The organism is Asanoa ishikariensis (assembly GCF_900107455.1).
GTDB lineage: Bacteria > Actinomycetota > Actinomycetes > Mycobacteriales > Micromonosporaceae > Asanoa > Asanoa ishikariensis.
Genome location: NZ_FNQB01000002.1, coordinates 1231706 through 1246557 on the forward strand (window position 1 = coordinate 1231706; position 14852 = coordinate 1246557).

10 protein-coding genes and 2 pseudogenes are annotated in these 14852 nt (G+C 70.4%); 8 read left to right on the forward strand and 4 right to left on the reverse strand.

Annotated features, from left to right (window positions below):
* Positions 1 to 52: 52 nt before the first annotated feature.
* The gene (locus tag BLV39_RS20075; RefSeq protein WP_090794683.1) at positions 53 to 1648 is read right to left on the reverse strand and encodes a cellulase family glycosylhydrolase; all 1596 of its coding nucleotides are present in this window, start codon (positions 1646 to 1648) and stop codon (positions 53 to 55) included.
* A gap of 137 nt (positions 1649 to 1785) precedes the next feature.
* On the opposite strand from BLV39_RS20075, the gene BLV39_RS20080 reads away from it, so the two are divergent.
* On the forward strand, positions 1786 to 2646 hold the full coding sequence (locus tag BLV39_RS20080; protein WP_176984989.1) for a DUF4262 domain-containing protein: 861 nt from the start codon (positions 1786 to 1788) through the stop codon (positions 2644 to 2646).
* 235 nt (positions 2647 to 2881) lie between these two features.
* Here BLV39_RS20080 and BLV39_RS20085 read toward each other — a convergent pair whose 3' ends face one another.
* The gene (locus BLV39_RS20085; RefSeq protein ID WP_090794685.1) at positions 2882 to 4090 is read right to left on the reverse strand and encodes a DUF349 domain-containing protein; all 1209 of its coding nucleotides are present in this window, start codon (positions 4088 to 4090) and stop codon (positions 2882 to 2884) included.
* A 239-nt stretch (positions 4091 to 4329) separates the two neighbouring features.
* Between BLV39_RS20085 and BLV39_RS20090 the strand changes: the two genes are divergently transcribed.
* The 4 genes and pseudogenes from BLV39_RS20090 to BLV39_RS44250 form a co-directional block, all read left to right on the forward strand.
* The gene (locus BLV39_RS20090) at positions 4330 to 5010 is read left to right on the forward strand and encodes a class III extradiol ring-cleavage dioxygenase family protein (RefSeq protein WP_090794687.1); all 681 of its coding nucleotides are present in this window, start codon (positions 4330 to 4332) and stop codon (positions 5008 to 5010) included.
* Positions 5007 to 5924 (forward strand): tRNA (adenosine(37)-N6)-dimethylallyltransferase MiaA, encoded by a 918-nt coding sequence (miaA, locus tag BLV39_RS20095; protein ID WP_090794689.1) that lies wholly within the window; start codon positions 5007 to 5009, stop codon positions 5922 to 5924. The genes BLV39_RS20090 and miaA overlap by 4 nt, the downstream gene beginning before the upstream one ends.
* A 44-nt stretch (positions 5925 to 5968) precedes the next feature.
* Positions 5969 to 6550 (forward strand): annotated as a pseudogene (gene dapF, locus BLV39_RS20100) (diaminopimelate epimerase); the annotation flags it as partial.
* Between the two features lie 354 nt (positions 6551 to 6904).
* Positions 6905 to 7144 (forward strand): annotated as a pseudogene (locus BLV39_RS44250) (diaminopimelate epimerase); the annotation flags it as partial.
* A gap of 1307 nt (positions 7145 to 8451) precedes the next feature.
* On the opposite strand, the gene BLV39_RS20110 reads toward BLV39_RS44250, so the two are convergent.
* A complete protein-coding gene (locus BLV39_RS20110) occupies positions 8452 to 9879 on the reverse strand; it encodes an NAD-dependent malic enzyme (RefSeq protein WP_090794691.1) in 1428 nt (475 codons plus the stop codon).
* A gap of 169 nt (positions 9880 to 10048) precedes the next feature.
* Between BLV39_RS20110 and hflX the strand changes: the two genes are divergently transcribed.
* Both hflX and BLV39_RS20120 read left to right on the forward strand, forming a co-directional pair.
* Positions 10049 to 11449: a GTPase HflX gene (gene hflX, locus BLV39_RS20115; protein WP_239083832.1), complete on the forward strand. Its 1401-nt coding sequence runs from the start codon at positions 10049 to 10051 to the stop codon at positions 11447 to 11449.
* 55 nt (positions 11450 to 11504) lie between these two features.
* Positions 11505 to 13145: a hypothetical protein gene (locus BLV39_RS20120; RefSeq protein ID WP_090794693.1), complete on the forward strand. Its 1641-nt coding sequence runs from the start codon at positions 11505 to 11507 to the stop codon at positions 13143 to 13145.
* A gap of 303 nt (positions 13146 to 13448) precedes the next feature.
* On the opposite strand, the gene lexA is transcribed toward BLV39_RS20120, so the two are convergent.
* Entirely contained in the window at positions 13449 to 14237 is a 789-nt protein-coding gene (lexA, locus tag BLV39_RS20125) for a transcriptional repressor LexA (RefSeq protein WP_239083831.1), read from the reverse strand.
* A 312-nt stretch (positions 14238 to 14549) separates the two neighbouring features.
* On the opposite strand from lexA, the gene BLV39_RS20130 reads away from it, so the two are divergent.
* Positions 14550 to 14795: a LysM peptidoglycan-binding domain-containing protein gene (locus BLV39_RS20130; RefSeq protein ID WP_204082857.1), complete on the forward strand. Its 246-nt coding sequence runs from the start codon at positions 14550 to 14552 to the stop codon at positions 14793 to 14795.
* Positions 14796 to 14852 lie beyond the last annotated feature (57 nt).

Consider the following 14852-nt stretch of genomic DNA (forward strand, 5'->3'; position numbering starts at 1 on the left):
GTTTCCAGGGCGGCGGCGGGCCGTTGGCTACCCGCCGCCGCGGTTCTGGGATTCAGCAGGTGGTGCCGTTCAGTGCGACCGCGCCCGGTGCGGCCGCCGTGCCGTTGGCGGTGAAGCCGACGGTCACCGACGCGCCCGGGGCGAGCGCCGGGGACCAGGTCGGTGCCGCCGCGGTGATGGTCGTGCCGGACTGGGTGACCGTAGCGTTCCAGCCGCTGCCCAGCGTGACGCCCGACGGCCAGGTCCAGGTCACCCGCCAGGGGTTGGCCGGAGCGCTGCCGCGGTTGGTCACGGTGAGCTCGCCCTGGAAGCCGCCCTGCCAGGAGTTCGTCGAGCGGTAGGTGGCGTCGCAGTCACCCTGCGGCGCCGGGGTCGTGGGGCCGGTGGTCGGTCCGGTAGTCGGCCCAGTGGTTGGCCCGCCGCCGGTCGGCGCGATCAGATAGGGCGAGATGATCGACTGTTTCGCCTGGTTGATCGTCGTCCAGTCGTCATTGGCGATGCCGCCCGTGTCACCGGAGTTGGGGTTCCACGACCAGTAGGTGAACGACATCCCGCCCGTGCCACTGCCCAGATAGGACATCAGGTTGGTGAGCCAGACGCGGTCCTTGGGGTCGGCGAGCGTGGTGCCGAACTCGCCCAGCATGATCGGGGCGGTGTTCTGCTTGAACAGGTAACCCCAGTACTTGTCCCAGATCGCCGGCAGGTTGGCCGGGTAGTTCGGCGCGTCGAACCAGCTCTGGTGGTAGACGGAGATCGCGTAGTCGTGCGGCGAGTACACCAGCCGGTTGGCCACCGACAGCCGCACCGGGAACTGGCCGGCCTTGCTCAGGTTGCCGCCCCACCAACCGCAGTCCTCGTCGTTGCTGGTGTCGCCATCCCACACATTGGACAGTCCGCCGCTCGGGCAGCTCACGCCCTCGACGAAGATCAACCAGTTGGGCTGCACGCCGAGGATCGCGTTGCCGGCCCGCTCGGCGGCCAGCCGCCAGTCACGGTTGGTGTCGCCGCAGCCCCAGCAGGCTCCGGTCGCCGCCGGGTTGGTGCCCTCGGCGTGCGGCTCGTTGTGCAGGTCGGCACCGATGACGGTCGGGTTGTTGGCATAGCGCTGGGCGAGCATCCGCCAGTCGCTGATCCAGGTGCTCTCCGGCACCGCGGCCGTGTACCAGAGCGCCGTCTGCTGCGCGCTCGTCGGCCGGTGCCGGTCGAGGATCACCCGCATGCCCTTGCTGCCGGCGTACGCGATGACCTTGTCGAGGATCTGCAGTGGTGAGTTGCCGACCAGGTCGGGGTTGACGAAGTCGTTGATGCCGGTGGCGGTCGCGCCGGCCTTGAGAGCGTCGTTGGAATAGGGGATGCGCAGCGTGTTGTAACCGAGGTTGGCCATCGTGTCGACCTGGCCACGCCACGGGTTGCTCGACCACAGGCCGTGGAAGGTCCTGTTGTCGGTCTCCATGCCGAACCAGTTGATCCCGGTGAGCCGCACGGTCGCACCGGTGCTGTCGACGATCTTGTTGCCGCTCGTGCGGAGGTAACCGGTGCCGGTCCCGGCCGCTCGTGCCGGCGCGCTCGTCAGCGCGACTCCGACGAGGACGGTCGCGGCCGCGACCACGATCGCGGCGAGCGCGCCGCGGACAGGTTTGCGTTGCATGTGCCAGGGCTCCATTTCACGGGGGTACGAAGTCCGCGCGCGCCGTCATAGGCGCCTCTCTCGCGGTGCGTGCCCTGGCTCCGCCGCCCATTGTGATAGCGATCGATGCGTCTGGTCAAGGGTTGTACGATCCCCAGGTGCAAGATCCAGGCTGCCCGTGCGTGATCTGCGGTGGTGTCCGCCGCGGCCGTGACACGGAAACCATCGCGACCGTCGAGAAGCACGGTTGGTGCTCGCTGCTGGTGCCGGGCACGGTCGACTTCGCGTACACGGTCGGCCTCTGGCACTCCTTCCAGATCCCCGAGATCGTGATGTTCGGCCTGGCCGGCGAACACATGCAGCTATGGCTCAACACCTGCGTGGAACGCCTGCGCGACATCGGCTGGCCGGCTGCCGAAGCGCCGTTCACCGGGGTCATCGAGGGCCACGAGACGATGCTGCGCCCGGTCGACGAGTCCTGGCGGGACGCCCTGTTCGGCACCGCGTACCGGTTCTACGGCGGCTGGTCCGTCCCGATCTGGCAGCTCGTCTGGCCCGACGGCGCGGGCCGCTGGCCATGGAACGACGAGGCGACGGTGAGCAGCCGCACCCGGCAGGCGTTCGGCTGGCTGCCGGTATCAGCGCATCCCGCCGGAAGCTGGCGCCTGGTCGGCACGTTCGGCAACGACTTCCCGTTGCCGGCCGAACCGGACAGTTGGGCTCTGAGCACCCGCTCGCTGCTGGCCGGGGAGACCTCGCCGGCTCTGGTCGCCTTCGACGACGGCACGTTCGACGTCCTCGACGCCCGTGGCTACGCGGCCGACGACCTGTGCCTGGCCTACCTGGGTCACACCGTCGAACGGCATCCGTCGCTGAGCGCGTTCGCGGACCTGCCCGCCGGACACGTCGCCACCCTCGCCAAAGACGGCGCTTGGCAACGCGCATCGTTGTCGGATCCGCAGCGCACGGAGAGCACTGCCGCCTGGCGCGCCAGCCAACCGCTACGTGTCACCGGTTGACGCACCGCGCTGGCGGGCCACGGTTCCGTGCCGCTGAGTCGTAACTCATGCACGGAGTGTGCCAGCCACCACCGACAATTCTTGTCGGTCAGCGCGGCCACGTGACAGACCCGGGCTGTTATCCCACCGCGGACCTGGCAGGGACGGGCCCCCTCGGGGCCCGGCCCGTTCTCCGGCGGGAGCAACGGTCCGGACCACCGCGAACCCGGGACAGAGGTTTCTGTCCCTTTAGGAGCTAACTGGCTTGTTCGGCCAGGTTGAGGAACTGCCTCTTCTGGTTGAGGGCGTTCTCGGCCTCGCGGATGCGCTTGCTGTCGCCGGCGTTGCGGGCGCGTTCGAGGCGCTGCTCGGCCTCGGCGACCTGCTCGCGCATCTGGACCAGCAGTGGGTTGGCGGACGGCTCGGTGCGGCGCCACGCGGAGTCCATCGCGAGCCGGACCTTCTCCTCCACCGCGCGGATGCGCCGGTCGAGCTTGCTGGCGTCGTCACGGCCGACCCGGCCCGCGTCGTGCCACTGGCCCTGGATCTCGCGGAGCTTCGCCTGCGCGGCCCGCGGGTCGGTGTCGACGTCGAGCGACTCGGCCTCGGTGACCAGCGCCTGCTTGCGCTCGAGGTTGCCGCGCTGCTCGGCGTCGCGGGCGGTGAACACGGAGCTGCGGTTGGTGAAGAAGGCGTCCTGTGCGGCGCGGAACCTCTCCCAGAGGCGCTGCTCGGCCTCCTTCGAGGCACGCGGCGCCGCCTTCCACTCCGTCATCAGGTCCTTGAGCCGGGCGGCGGTGGGGCCCCAGTCGGTCGACTCCTGCAGCGTCTCGGCCTCCGTGACCAGGTCTTCCTTGGTCGTCTGGGCCTGCTTGCGCTGCGCGTCGAGGGTCGCGAAGTGCGCGCCGCGGCGGCGGGTGAAGCCGTCCCGGGCGGCGGCGAAACGCTTCCACAGCTCGCCGTCGGACTTCTTGTCGACGCCGCGGATGGTCTTCCACTCGTCGAGGATCTCCTTGAGCCGGTCGCCGGCGGACTTCCAGCCGGTGGACTCAGCGGCGATCTTCTCGGCCTCTTCGACGAGCTGGGTCTTGCGGACCAGCGCCTCGGCACGGGCGGTCTCCCGCGCGGCGCGGGCCTCGCCGGCCTTCGTCTCGGCGGACTCGGCCAGCTTGTCGAGCCGGGCGATGAGCCCGTCGATGTCGCCGACCACGTGTGCTTCCGGCAGCGACGCCCGGATGCGGCGGATCGTGGCGAGGGAGTGTGCCGCGTCGGCCGCGCCAGAGCCCATCCGGGCCTGGACGAGGTCGACCTCGGTGACCACGTCGGCGAAGCGCCGGGCGAAGTGGGCCAGGCCCTCCTCAGGCGACCCGGCCTGCCAGGAGCCCACGACCCGCTCCCCGTCGGCCGTCTTGACGTAAACCGTGCCCTCCGCGTCCACGCGTCCGAAGGCCGTCCAGTCGCTCATCTGCCCATCCTCGTTCGTCCGACTCCGTCTGGAATGCAAGGAATGCACCCTTCCGGCGTCGCCATAGCGCAGTATTGTTACCGCTGCATTGTCACAGGTCCCACCCCGTCCGCGTCGAGCGCCTATTGGCGACCGTGACCATACGGAGACCGGGGCGGGAATCAGGCGGGCACGGACCGCACCCCCGATACCGTTATGCCGTGACCCTCGTAGCTGTCGCGGTCTGTCCTCATCCGCCCATGATCGTCCCAGAGGTGGCCGGTGGCGCCGCCGCTGAACTCGACGACCTGCGTTCCGCCTGCGCGAGCGCGGTCACGACGCTGGGCCAGGCCGGTGCGCGGCAGATCGTGGTGTTCGGTGCCGATTCGGCCATGACGTCCTATGACCCGCCCCAGCGCGGTTCCCTGCGCCCGTGGGGCGTCGACCTCGACGTGTCGCTCGGCCCGCACGACCCGCTGGAGAGCCACGAGTTGCCGTTGAGCCTGGTGATCGGCGCGTGGCTGTTGCGGCAACACCCGCCACAACAGCCCGTCATGGTCAACATGCAGGGCATCGCGGCGGACGCGTCGGCGGATGCCTGCCGGAATTTCGGGGAGTGCTGCGCCCCCGACGGCCCGTGGGGTCTGCTCGTGATGGGCGACGGGTCCGCGTCGCGCGGTGTGAAGTCGCCCGGGTACGACGATCCGCGCGCGGAGCCCTACGACGACGCACTGGCGTCGGCGCTGGCCTCGGTCGACCTTTCCGTCCTGCACGGCCTCGACCCGGTCGTCTCGGCGGAGCTGGGCGTGGCCGGGCGCCCGGCGTTCCAGGCGTTGGCCGGAGCGGTGGGCGCGGCCGGCGGAACCTGGCAGGGCGACCTGTCCTACTACGGCGCGCCCTACGGCGTCGGGTACTTCGTCGCCAGTTGGCAACGCTCATGACCGTGATCGCCGTGGTCGGACCGACCGCCGCGGGCAAGACCGCGCTCAGCCTCGCGCTGGCCGAGGAGCTCGGCGGCGAGGTGGTCAACGCCGACTCCATGCAGCTCTACCGCGGCCTCGACATCGGCACCGCCAAGGTGCCGGTGGGCGAGCGCCGCGGGGTCCCGCACCACGTACTCGACATCTGGCCCGTCACGGAGCCCGCGAGCGTGGCCGAGTACCAACGGCTGGCCCGGGCGGCGATCGACGACATCCAGGCCCGGGGCAAGGTGCCGCTGCTGGTCGGCGGCTCAGGCCTCTACGTGCGGGCGGTCCTGGAGGAGTTCGACTTCCCGGGTACGGACGCCGCCCTGCGCGCGTCCCTGGAAGCGGAGCTGGCCGAGGTCGGTGCGCTGGCCCTGCACGAGCGGCTGCGGGCGGCCGACCCGGTAGCGGCGTCGCGAATCCTGCCGACCAACGGCCGCCGGATCGTCAGGGCCCTCGAGGTGATCACCCTCACCGGCCAGCCGTTCGCGGCCGCCCTGCCGTCCGCGCCGGTGCCGTTTTATCCCTCTGTGCAGATTGGGGTCGATGTGGCCGGCCCTACGCTCGACGAACGGGTGGCCACGCGGGTGTCGGCCATGTGGTCGGCCGGCCTGATCCCGGAGACGCGCGACCTGGTCGCGGAGGGCCTGCGCGAGGGCCGCACGGCGAGCCGCGCGCTCGGATACCAGCAGGTCCTGGCGTTTCTGGCGGGGGAGTGCACCGAACAGGAGGCGCACGACGAGACGATCCGGGCAACCCGCCGCTTCGTACGCCGCCAGCGCACCTGGTTCCGCCGCGACCCCCGGATCGCCTGGCTCGACGGCGCGGATCCTGCGCTGGCCACCATGGCGCTGCACGCGGTCCACGCGGAGTGCGCGGGTGCGCCATGATGGTCGGCGTATCTGTTGGGGGGCGGCTCGACAAGGGGGCAGTGGTGCGGTTCGTCAAGGGGCATGGCACCGGCAACGACTTCGTGATCCTCCCGGACCCGGACGGCGTTCTGGCGCTGACACCGGAGACGGTGGCGGCACTCTGCGACCGCCGCTTCGGGATCGGCGCCGACGGCGTCCTACGGGTGGTCCGCACGGCCAAACACCCCCACGCGGTCGACCTGGCCGGCGAGGCCGAGTGGTTCATGGACTACTGGAACGCCGACGGCTCCATCGCCGAGATGTGCGGCAACGGCGTACGCGTCTTCGCCCGCTTCCTGGCCGCCGAGGCTCTGGTCGAGGGAGCGACGTTCCCGATCGCCACCCGCGCGGGCGTGGTCCAGGCCACGGTCACCCCGGACGCTGTCTCGGTCGTCCTCCCGCTCCCGCGCGTAGGCGCGGGCTCCACGGCCACGATCGGCGGCCTGACCTTCACCGGCACGTCGGTCGACGTCGGCAACCCACACCTGGTGTGCGCGCTCCCGTCCGGCATGTCCCTGGGCGATCTGGACCTGACCAGCGCACCGGCGTACGACCCGGCGGCCTTCCCCACCGGCGTCAACGTCGAGTTCGTAGTGCCCGGCGCCACCGAAGCAGCCACCTTCGGCCACATCGCCGTAGACCGCCGCCCAGGCCCGGACCACGGCCACATCGCAGTGGACTCGCCGCCGGCCGATGGCCCGGACCGGGGCCACATCGCAGTGGACTCGCCGCCGGCCGACGGTCCGGATCGCGGTCATATCGCGGTGGACTCGCCGCCGACGGACGGCCCGGCCCGGGGTCACATCGCGATGGACGCCCTGCCGGCTGACCGGCGGGAGCAGGGTCACATCGCCGTCGACTCGCCGCCACCGACCCAGCCGGACCGGGGCCACATCGCCGTCGACCGCCGCGGCGGGGAGTTCGGCCACATCGCGGTCGACAAGCGCCCGGTCCCGGTAGGCGTGGACGCCCACGTGGCGATGCGCGTCTACGAGCGCGGCTCAGGCGAAACCCTGTCCTGCGGCTCAGGCGCGATCGCGGTAGCAGCAGTCGCCCTACGCGACGCAGGCAAGCAAACAGGCGTCGTGGCAGTAGACCTACCGGGCGGCCGCCTAACGGTCGCCTTCGACGGCGAAACCTGCGTCTTCACAGGCCCAGCCGTCCTAGTAGCCACAGGCGAAACCCTCCCCACCACGTAACCGCGAGCCACCGCCCCACTCCACCGGCACCCTCAACCCGAGGCGCCGAGCCGGAGCGGGCGGACCATGGCCGCACCCACATGGCGACTTCGGGCCCGACCGATCCCGCCCGCCAACACACCGACCGACCACACGCCGGCCGACCCTGCCCGCACGCCGCCTCCACCCACCGGCGCTAGGGCTGCGGGACAGCTACCGAGCCCGAAGCGTCGCCCGCCAGCCGGCGCGCGAGCGCGGCGATAAAACGGAGACGCCCAAGGCGTTGCCAGTTCGAGCCGGCGCGGAGACAGGGCGCCAGCATGCGGAGGCGCGGTCGGAGGCGTTGCCAGTTCACGCTGGCGTGAGCGGGGCGGCGGCGGATTTCGGAGGCGCTGTCCGAGGCGTTGCCAGTTAGGGGCGTCTTGGACGGGCTGCTCGGCCGCTGGTGCGGTGGCCGGCGGTGCCGTCGGTGGCGCGGGCTGGACCGCGGCGACCAGCGGCAAGCGGAAACCGCCCGAGGCGTTGCCAACGCGAGCCGGTGTGGGCGAGCCGGCGTCATGCGGAGACACCGCCTGCGGCGTTGCCAACTCGGGCAGCGTGGGTGGGGCGGCGGTATGCGGAGCCACTGCCCGCGGCGTTGCCAGTTCGGCCGGGTGTGGGCGGAGCGCCGGTATTCGGAGACACAGTCTGCGGCGTTGCCGGCTCGAGCAGTAGCGGGCAGGAACGGGCATGCGGAGGGACTGGCTGCGGCGTTGCCAGTTCGAGCCGGCGTGGGCAGGCCGCAGTAAGCGACAACCGCCCGAGGCGTTGCCAACGCGAGCCAGCGTGGGCAAGCGCTGGCAGATTGAAACACCGGCCAAAGCGTGCCAGCGCCAGCCACTGTGTAGGCGGGCCGCTGGAAGCGGCGCCGCGCCCATCTCGCCGACGCATAGGCGAGCGGTGCGGCGGCAGTCGTCCGCACCGCGGACAAGCCGACAGTCAACGCACGTCAGCCACCGCGAAGATCAGCCAATGGACTGTGCCCGACAAACCCGGAATCGGAGTCGACCAACCCCGCCTAGGTCAGGGCGGGGGAGGATGTCGTGCGCAAAGCCATAAGAGGCGCGCCCTTTGCGCCTAGGCACTGCGCACGACATCCTCCCCCGCCCAAGACCGCAACCAAAAGCCCAACCGACACCCTGTCAGACGAACAGCAACCGGTCGTGGGACGGCCCAAAACGCGCAACCACCCAACGACCCGGCAGAGCCGGCGGAAAAGAGGCCGTGACCAACGACGGACATGGACGGCCCGGCGGGAGCAACGGTCCGGACCACCGCGAACCCGGGACCTAGGGCGCAGAAGTATCAACAGCGGCAATAGCCGCACTGCTCTGGGCCGCAGCCCGCACAGCAGCGGCAACCGCGACCGCCACCCGAGCGTCGAACACGCTGGGCACGATCACCGTTGGGTTGATTTTGTCCTCGCCGACCACGTCCGCGATGGCGCGGGCCGCCGCGATGGCCATCTCCTCGGTGAACTCCTCGGCGTGGGCGTCGAGCATGCCGCGGAACACCCCGGGGAAGGCCAACACGTTGTTGATCTGGTTCGGCTGGTCGGAGCGGCCAGTCGCGACCACGGCAGCGTGCTTGCGGGCCTCGCGCGGGTCGACCTCCGGGTCGGGGTTGGCCAGCGCGAACACGATCGAGTTCTCGGCCATCGCCGCGATGTCGTCGCCGGTGAGCAGGTTGGGCGCGCTGACGCCGATGAAGACGTCGGCACCGCGCAAGGCCCCGGAAAGAGAACCCTGGTAGCTGTCGCGGTTGGTGTGCTCGACCAGCCACTGCCACGAGGCCGGCAGGTCCTTCAAGCCGGCATGCAGCACCCCGGGCCGGTCGTACGCGATGATGTCGCCCACGCCCTGGCGGAGCAGCAGCTTCATGATCGCGGTCCCGGCCGCGCCGGCGCCGCTGACGACGACTCGGACGTCCTGCATCCGCTTGCCGACGACGCGCAGCGCGTTGGTGAGGGCGGCCAGCACGCAGATCGCCGTACCGTGCTGATCGTCGTGGAAGACCGGAATGTCCAGAAGCTCGCGGAGCCGCTCCTCGATCTCGAAGCAGCGCGGGGCAGCGATGTCCTCCAGGTTGATGCCGCCATAAGCCGGCGCGATCGCCTGGACGATCCGCACGATCTCGTCGGTGTCCTGGGTGTCGAGCACGACCGGCCAGGCGTCGACCCCGCCGAAGCGCTTGAACAGGGCGGCCTTGCCCTCCATCACGGGCAGCGACGCGGCGGGTCCGAGGTTGCCCAGGCCCAGCACCGCCGAACCGTCGGTCACGACCGCGACCGTGTTGCGCTTGATCGTCAGTCGGCGGGCGTCGGCCGGGTTCTCCGCGATCGCGAGACAAACCCTGGCGACACCCGGCGTGTACGCGCGGGAAAGCTCGTCCCGGTTCCGCAACGCCACCTTCGGCGTCACCTCGATCTTGCCGCCGAGGTGGAGCAGGAACGTCCGGTCCGAGACCTTGCGGACGTCGACCCCGTCGAGCGCCTCGAGGGCCTTGACCACCGAGTCGGCGTGGGTTGCGTCGGCTGTGTCACAGGTGAGGTCGACGATCACCATCGTGGGGTCTGAGTCGACGACGTCGAGCGCCGTCACGATGGCGCCCGCCTCCCCGACGCAGGTGGTCAGTCGGCCGATCGCCGACGCATCGGCGACCACCCCGATCCGGATCGTGATCGAAAAGCCGGCACTGGGCAGGCGTGTCGTCGCCACGTGGTCCTCCGTCGTCCTACGGCGCGGGCCACGGCGCCCACGCCGTAGCGCATTCTTGCCCACGTCGGTGCAGGTCGGCCAACCGCCTGCGCGATTTGTGGATGCGCTCGCGCCGCAGGCGTGTCACGATCGGTGTTCAAGGAGGATTGTTTTGCGCACATTCCACACTGTGGATGATCTTGCTGACATCGAACCCACGACCGGCGAGTTGGAGCTGGAAGACCGACACGCCATGCGACGTGTCGCAGGTCTCTCCACCGAGCTCACCGACATCACCGAGGTCGAATACCGCCAGCTCCGGCTCGAACGGGTCGTCCTGGTCGGTGTCTGGACCGAAGGCACCGTGACCGACGCCGACAACTCCCTGATCGAGCTCGCGGCGTTGGCCGAGACGGCGGGCTCCCAGGTGCTCGAAGGGCTGATCCAGCGCCGCGGCCGGCCCGATTCCGCGACCTTCATCGGGCGGGGCAAGGTCGACGAGCTGCTGTCCGTGGTCACGTCGACCGGCGCCGACACGGTGATCTGCGACGGCGAGCTGTCTCCGTCGCAGCTCCGCAACCTGGAGCAGCGGGTCAAGGTCAAGGTCGTCGACCGCACCGCTCTGATCCTCGACATCTTCGCCCAGCACGCGAAGAGCAAAGAGGGCAAGGCGCAGGTCGAGCTGGCCCAGCTCGAATACCTGCTGCCGAGGCTGCGCGGCTGGGGCGAGACGCTGTCCCGGCAGACCGGTGGTTCCGGGCGGGGTGGCGGCGCGGGCGGCGGCGTCGGCGTGCGTGGTCCCGGTGAGACCAAGCTCGAGACCGACCGTCGCCGGATCAACCACCGGATCTCCCGGCTGCGGCGCGAGATCAAGGCCCTTCGCACCGTACGCGCGACCAAGCGCGCCCGCCGCAACCGCAACAACATCCCGGCCGTGGCGATCGCCGGCTACACCAACGCCGGCAAGTCCAGCCTGCTCAACCGACTGACCGGTGCGGGGGTGCTGGTCGAGGACGCGCTGTTCGCCACCCTGGACCCGACCACCCGCAAGGCCCGGGACGCCGACGGGCGGATCTACACGCTCTCCGACACGGTCGGCTTCGTCCGGCACCTGCCACACCAGATCATCGAGGCGTTCCGCTCGACGCTCGAGGAGGTCGCCGACGCCGACCTGCTGGTGCACGTCGTCGACGGCGCGCACCCCGACCCGGAGGAGCAGGTTCGCGCGGTCCGCGAGGTGCTCGCCGAGGTCGGCGCCGACAGCGTTCCGGAGCTGTTGGTGGTCAACAAGATCGACAGCGCCGACGAGGAGACGCTGCTGCGGCTGAAGCGGGCCTGGCCCGACGCGATCTTCGTGTCGGCCCGGTCCGGGCGGGGCATCGACGAGTTTCGTACGACGCTGGAAGGGCACCTGCCCCGACCGGCGGTCGAGCTGCGCGTCGTGGTGCCTTACGACCGTGGTGAGCTGGTTGCCCGGTTGCACCGCAGGGCCAAGGTGTTGAGCACCGCCCACATCGCCGAAGGCACCGCGCTGCATGTGCGGGTCGACCCGGCTCTCGCGGCTGAGCTGGTGCCCTACGTGTCGGCATAGGGCGGAGATCACGAGGGGGAGGCGCGCAGCCGGTACGACGTGCGACACTGGCCCGATGCCGCGCGCTTCCTCTTCGATCACGGTCGTCCTGGGCGTGGTCGCAGCGGCGCTCGGTGCCGGATTTGGCACCGCATGGGCCGCTCCATCCCCCACTCCCGCCGGTGCAGCCGGCGCAGCGGCGGTCGTCGACGGCAAGAAGGTCTGCGCGATCACCGACTCGAAGTTGGTCGAGCTCTCCGGTCTCGTCGCGACCAAGTCGGGCTACGTCGTCATCAACGACAGCACCGACGTGTCGAGCCGCGAGCGCGTCTTCTTCCTTGACAAGAAGTGCAAGGTCGACGACTCGGTCGCCTACCCCGGCGGCGGTCCCCGCGACACCGAAGACCTGGCGCTCTCGCCGGACGGCAAGACCCTCTGGGTCGCCGACACCGGCAACAACATCACCAGCGACGACCAGCGCGAGAGCATCGTGCTGTGGAGCCTCCCGGCCAACGGCAGCAAGCAGCCGACGCTGCACCGCTTCGTCTACCCGGACGACAAGCCGCGCGACGCGGAGGCGCTGGTCATGACCGGCACCGGCGCCGGCACCCCGCTGGTCATCACCAAGTCGGCCGGCCCGGCGGAGCTGTTCGTCCCCGCCTCGGCGATCAAGAACGGCAACTCGACCGGCGTGCCGATGAAGAAGGTCGGCGACGTCACCGTCCCCAAGACCGAGACGCCCAACCTCCTCAACGCCGCTGGGCGCCTCACGGTCACGGGCGCGGCCCGCTCGGACGACGGCACGAAGGTGGTCCTCCGCACCTATGCCGACGCGTTCGAGTGGGACGTTGCCGAGGGCGGCGACGTGGTGGCGGCCCTGACCGGTGGCACCGCGCCCCGGATCACGGGCCTGACCGACCCGTTCGGCGAGGCGATCTCGTACACCACCGATGGCAAGCAGTTCGTCACGGTCTCCGACGGCGGCCAACTCGGTGATGACCCGGACATCGACATCCTCAGCTACGTACCCGCTTCCCCGGCCCCACCCACCGGCGACACGAAGACCGACGGCGCGGCCGGCGGTGGCGGCGGGTCCTTCTTCGACAACCTGTCGCTGAAAGACATCACGAAGCTGATCGCGGCGATCGGTGTGATCGGCCTGATCCTGGTCGGCGCCGGCGTCGCCGGCATCATCGTGGCCCGCAAGAAGAAGGCCGCAGGCGTCGGTGCCGAGCCAGTGGGCACGGGCAACGCGCGGGTCGGCCGCCAGACAGCCCCAGAACAGGCGACCTGGGACAAGGACGGCAACAGCGGCAACGTGTACGGCGGCCAGCCCAACGGCGGTGTCTACGGCGGCCAGCCAGCCCCGGCGCAAGCCGGCGGTGTCTATGGCGGTCAGCCCGCAGCACCTGGTGTCTACGGCGGCCAGCCCGCGGCGCCGGGCGGCGGTGTCTACGGCGGTCCGCAGCGCGGCGGTGGTGGTGGCGGCGCTTATGGCGGCGGCGGTGGCGGCCAGCGCGGTTCCGGTGGCGTTTATGGCGGCGGGCCCGGCGGCCAGGGTGATGGGTACGGGCCGCCGCAGCAGGGCGGGTCGCGCGGAGCCGGCTATGGACGGCCGCGGAACGCGCCGGACGACTACGGCTACGGCCCCCAGGACCAGCACGGCCGGGACGGCTACGACGGCAACGGCTACGTCGGCTCCGGTTACCGGGGCTGAGCTTTACTTCCGCTAGCGTGCTTTCGCGGTAGGGCTGGGACGGGTTTCGTCTGGCGTCCCGTGCGGCTCTAACCCCGCGTGCAGCCTTGACTGATGTGCCACAGGCATGCCGTATGGGATGGCCGCGGGGCTTGGCTCAAAGGGCGACCGGCGGCGACATGCTTTCAAGGCTCCAACGCGAGCAGCCTGCGCAGGAGGCGGACACCGGCCAGGTGCGTGATGACCGCTGTCTCCGTCGACGTTCTTGCCGCCGCGCTGGCGGCTGGCCCGCCGGTCTGGACCGGCGGGCCGAGCGCTGTTTCGTTAGATGCGGCGGAGGATCGCCACAACGCGGCCCATGATGGTGGCCTCGTCGCCGTTGATCGGGTCGAACGCCGGGTTGCGCGGTAGCAGCCAGACGTGGCCCTCGCGGCGCTGGAACGTCTTGACCGTCGCCTCGCCGTCGAGCATCGCCGCCACGATCTCGCCGTTGTTGGCGGTGGGCTGCTGCCGGACGACCACCCAGTCGCCGTCGCAGATCGCGGCTTCGAGCATCGAGTCGCCCTTGACGTGGAGCATGAAGACGTCGCCTTCGCCGACGAGCTCGCGGGGGAGGGGGAAGACGTCCTCCACGGCCTGCTCGGCGAGGATCGGACCACCGGCGGCGATCTGACCCAGCATCGGCACGTAGGCGGGCTTGGGGCGTTGCGTCCGCGCGGCCTCGTCGTCGAGGTCGGCCGGCGGCCGCACGTCGACGGCGCGCGGCCGGTTGGGGTCGCGCCGCAGGAAGCCCTTCCGCTCAAGCTCCTTGAGCTGGTAGGCGACGCTCGACGGCGAGACCAGCCCGACCGCCTCGCCGATCTCCCGGACGCTTGGTGGGTAGCCGTATCGCTCCACCCAGTCCCTGATGAACTCGAGGATTCGTCGCTGCCGCGCGGTGAGCTCGGACGCGGTCACATCGGGGAAGCTGCTGACCACGGGTGTGACGGCTCTGACCTCCGGCGTCGCCGCGCGAGCCCGCGCGGCGCCTCGCTTGCGCGCACTTGGCGACGCGGCCTCGGACGCGATCTTCTGCGGTTGGTGCTGCCGGCTCGCCCGGTCGTCGGTCGACACGTCCGTCCTCCCTGGTCGGCTGTGATGCCCTAATTCGCGGTTGGGGTGACCATGACCGTATCGGTGGGTTGAGACAGTTTCAAACATCTGTACGAGATCCGTGTCCGGCGTGTCGCGCCTTCTGGGCTCGACATCCGAACGCCTGTTCTGATACACCATCGTACGTCCGTACTATCGAACTGGCGTTCGATCTTGGGGGTCGGGATGAGCGTGGTCAGCATTTCGGGTGGTGCCGAAGGCGGGATTTCCAGGCCTCCCGCGAGCAGACCGAAGCCACGCCTGCGTCTCACGCGGCGTGGCCGGCTGGTTCTGGTGGGTCTTTTCCTGGTCGCGGTCGGTCTGTTGGCCGCGATCCTGTCCCCGGCGTCCCGCGCCGCTGACCACGCCGAGCCACCACCGGTCGCGGTGGTCCAGCCCGGCGACACACTCTGGTCGGTGGTCGCCCGGCACCGACCGAGCAACGCGCCGTTCAAGGTGATCGACGAGATCCGCCGCCTGAACGACATGGACGACTTCACGATCCACGCGGGCCAGAAACTCGTCCTGCCACCAGACTGACCGCCAGCCACCGGGTGCCGGAGAGTTCGTGGGGTTGGGGGACCCTGCGGCGGAACG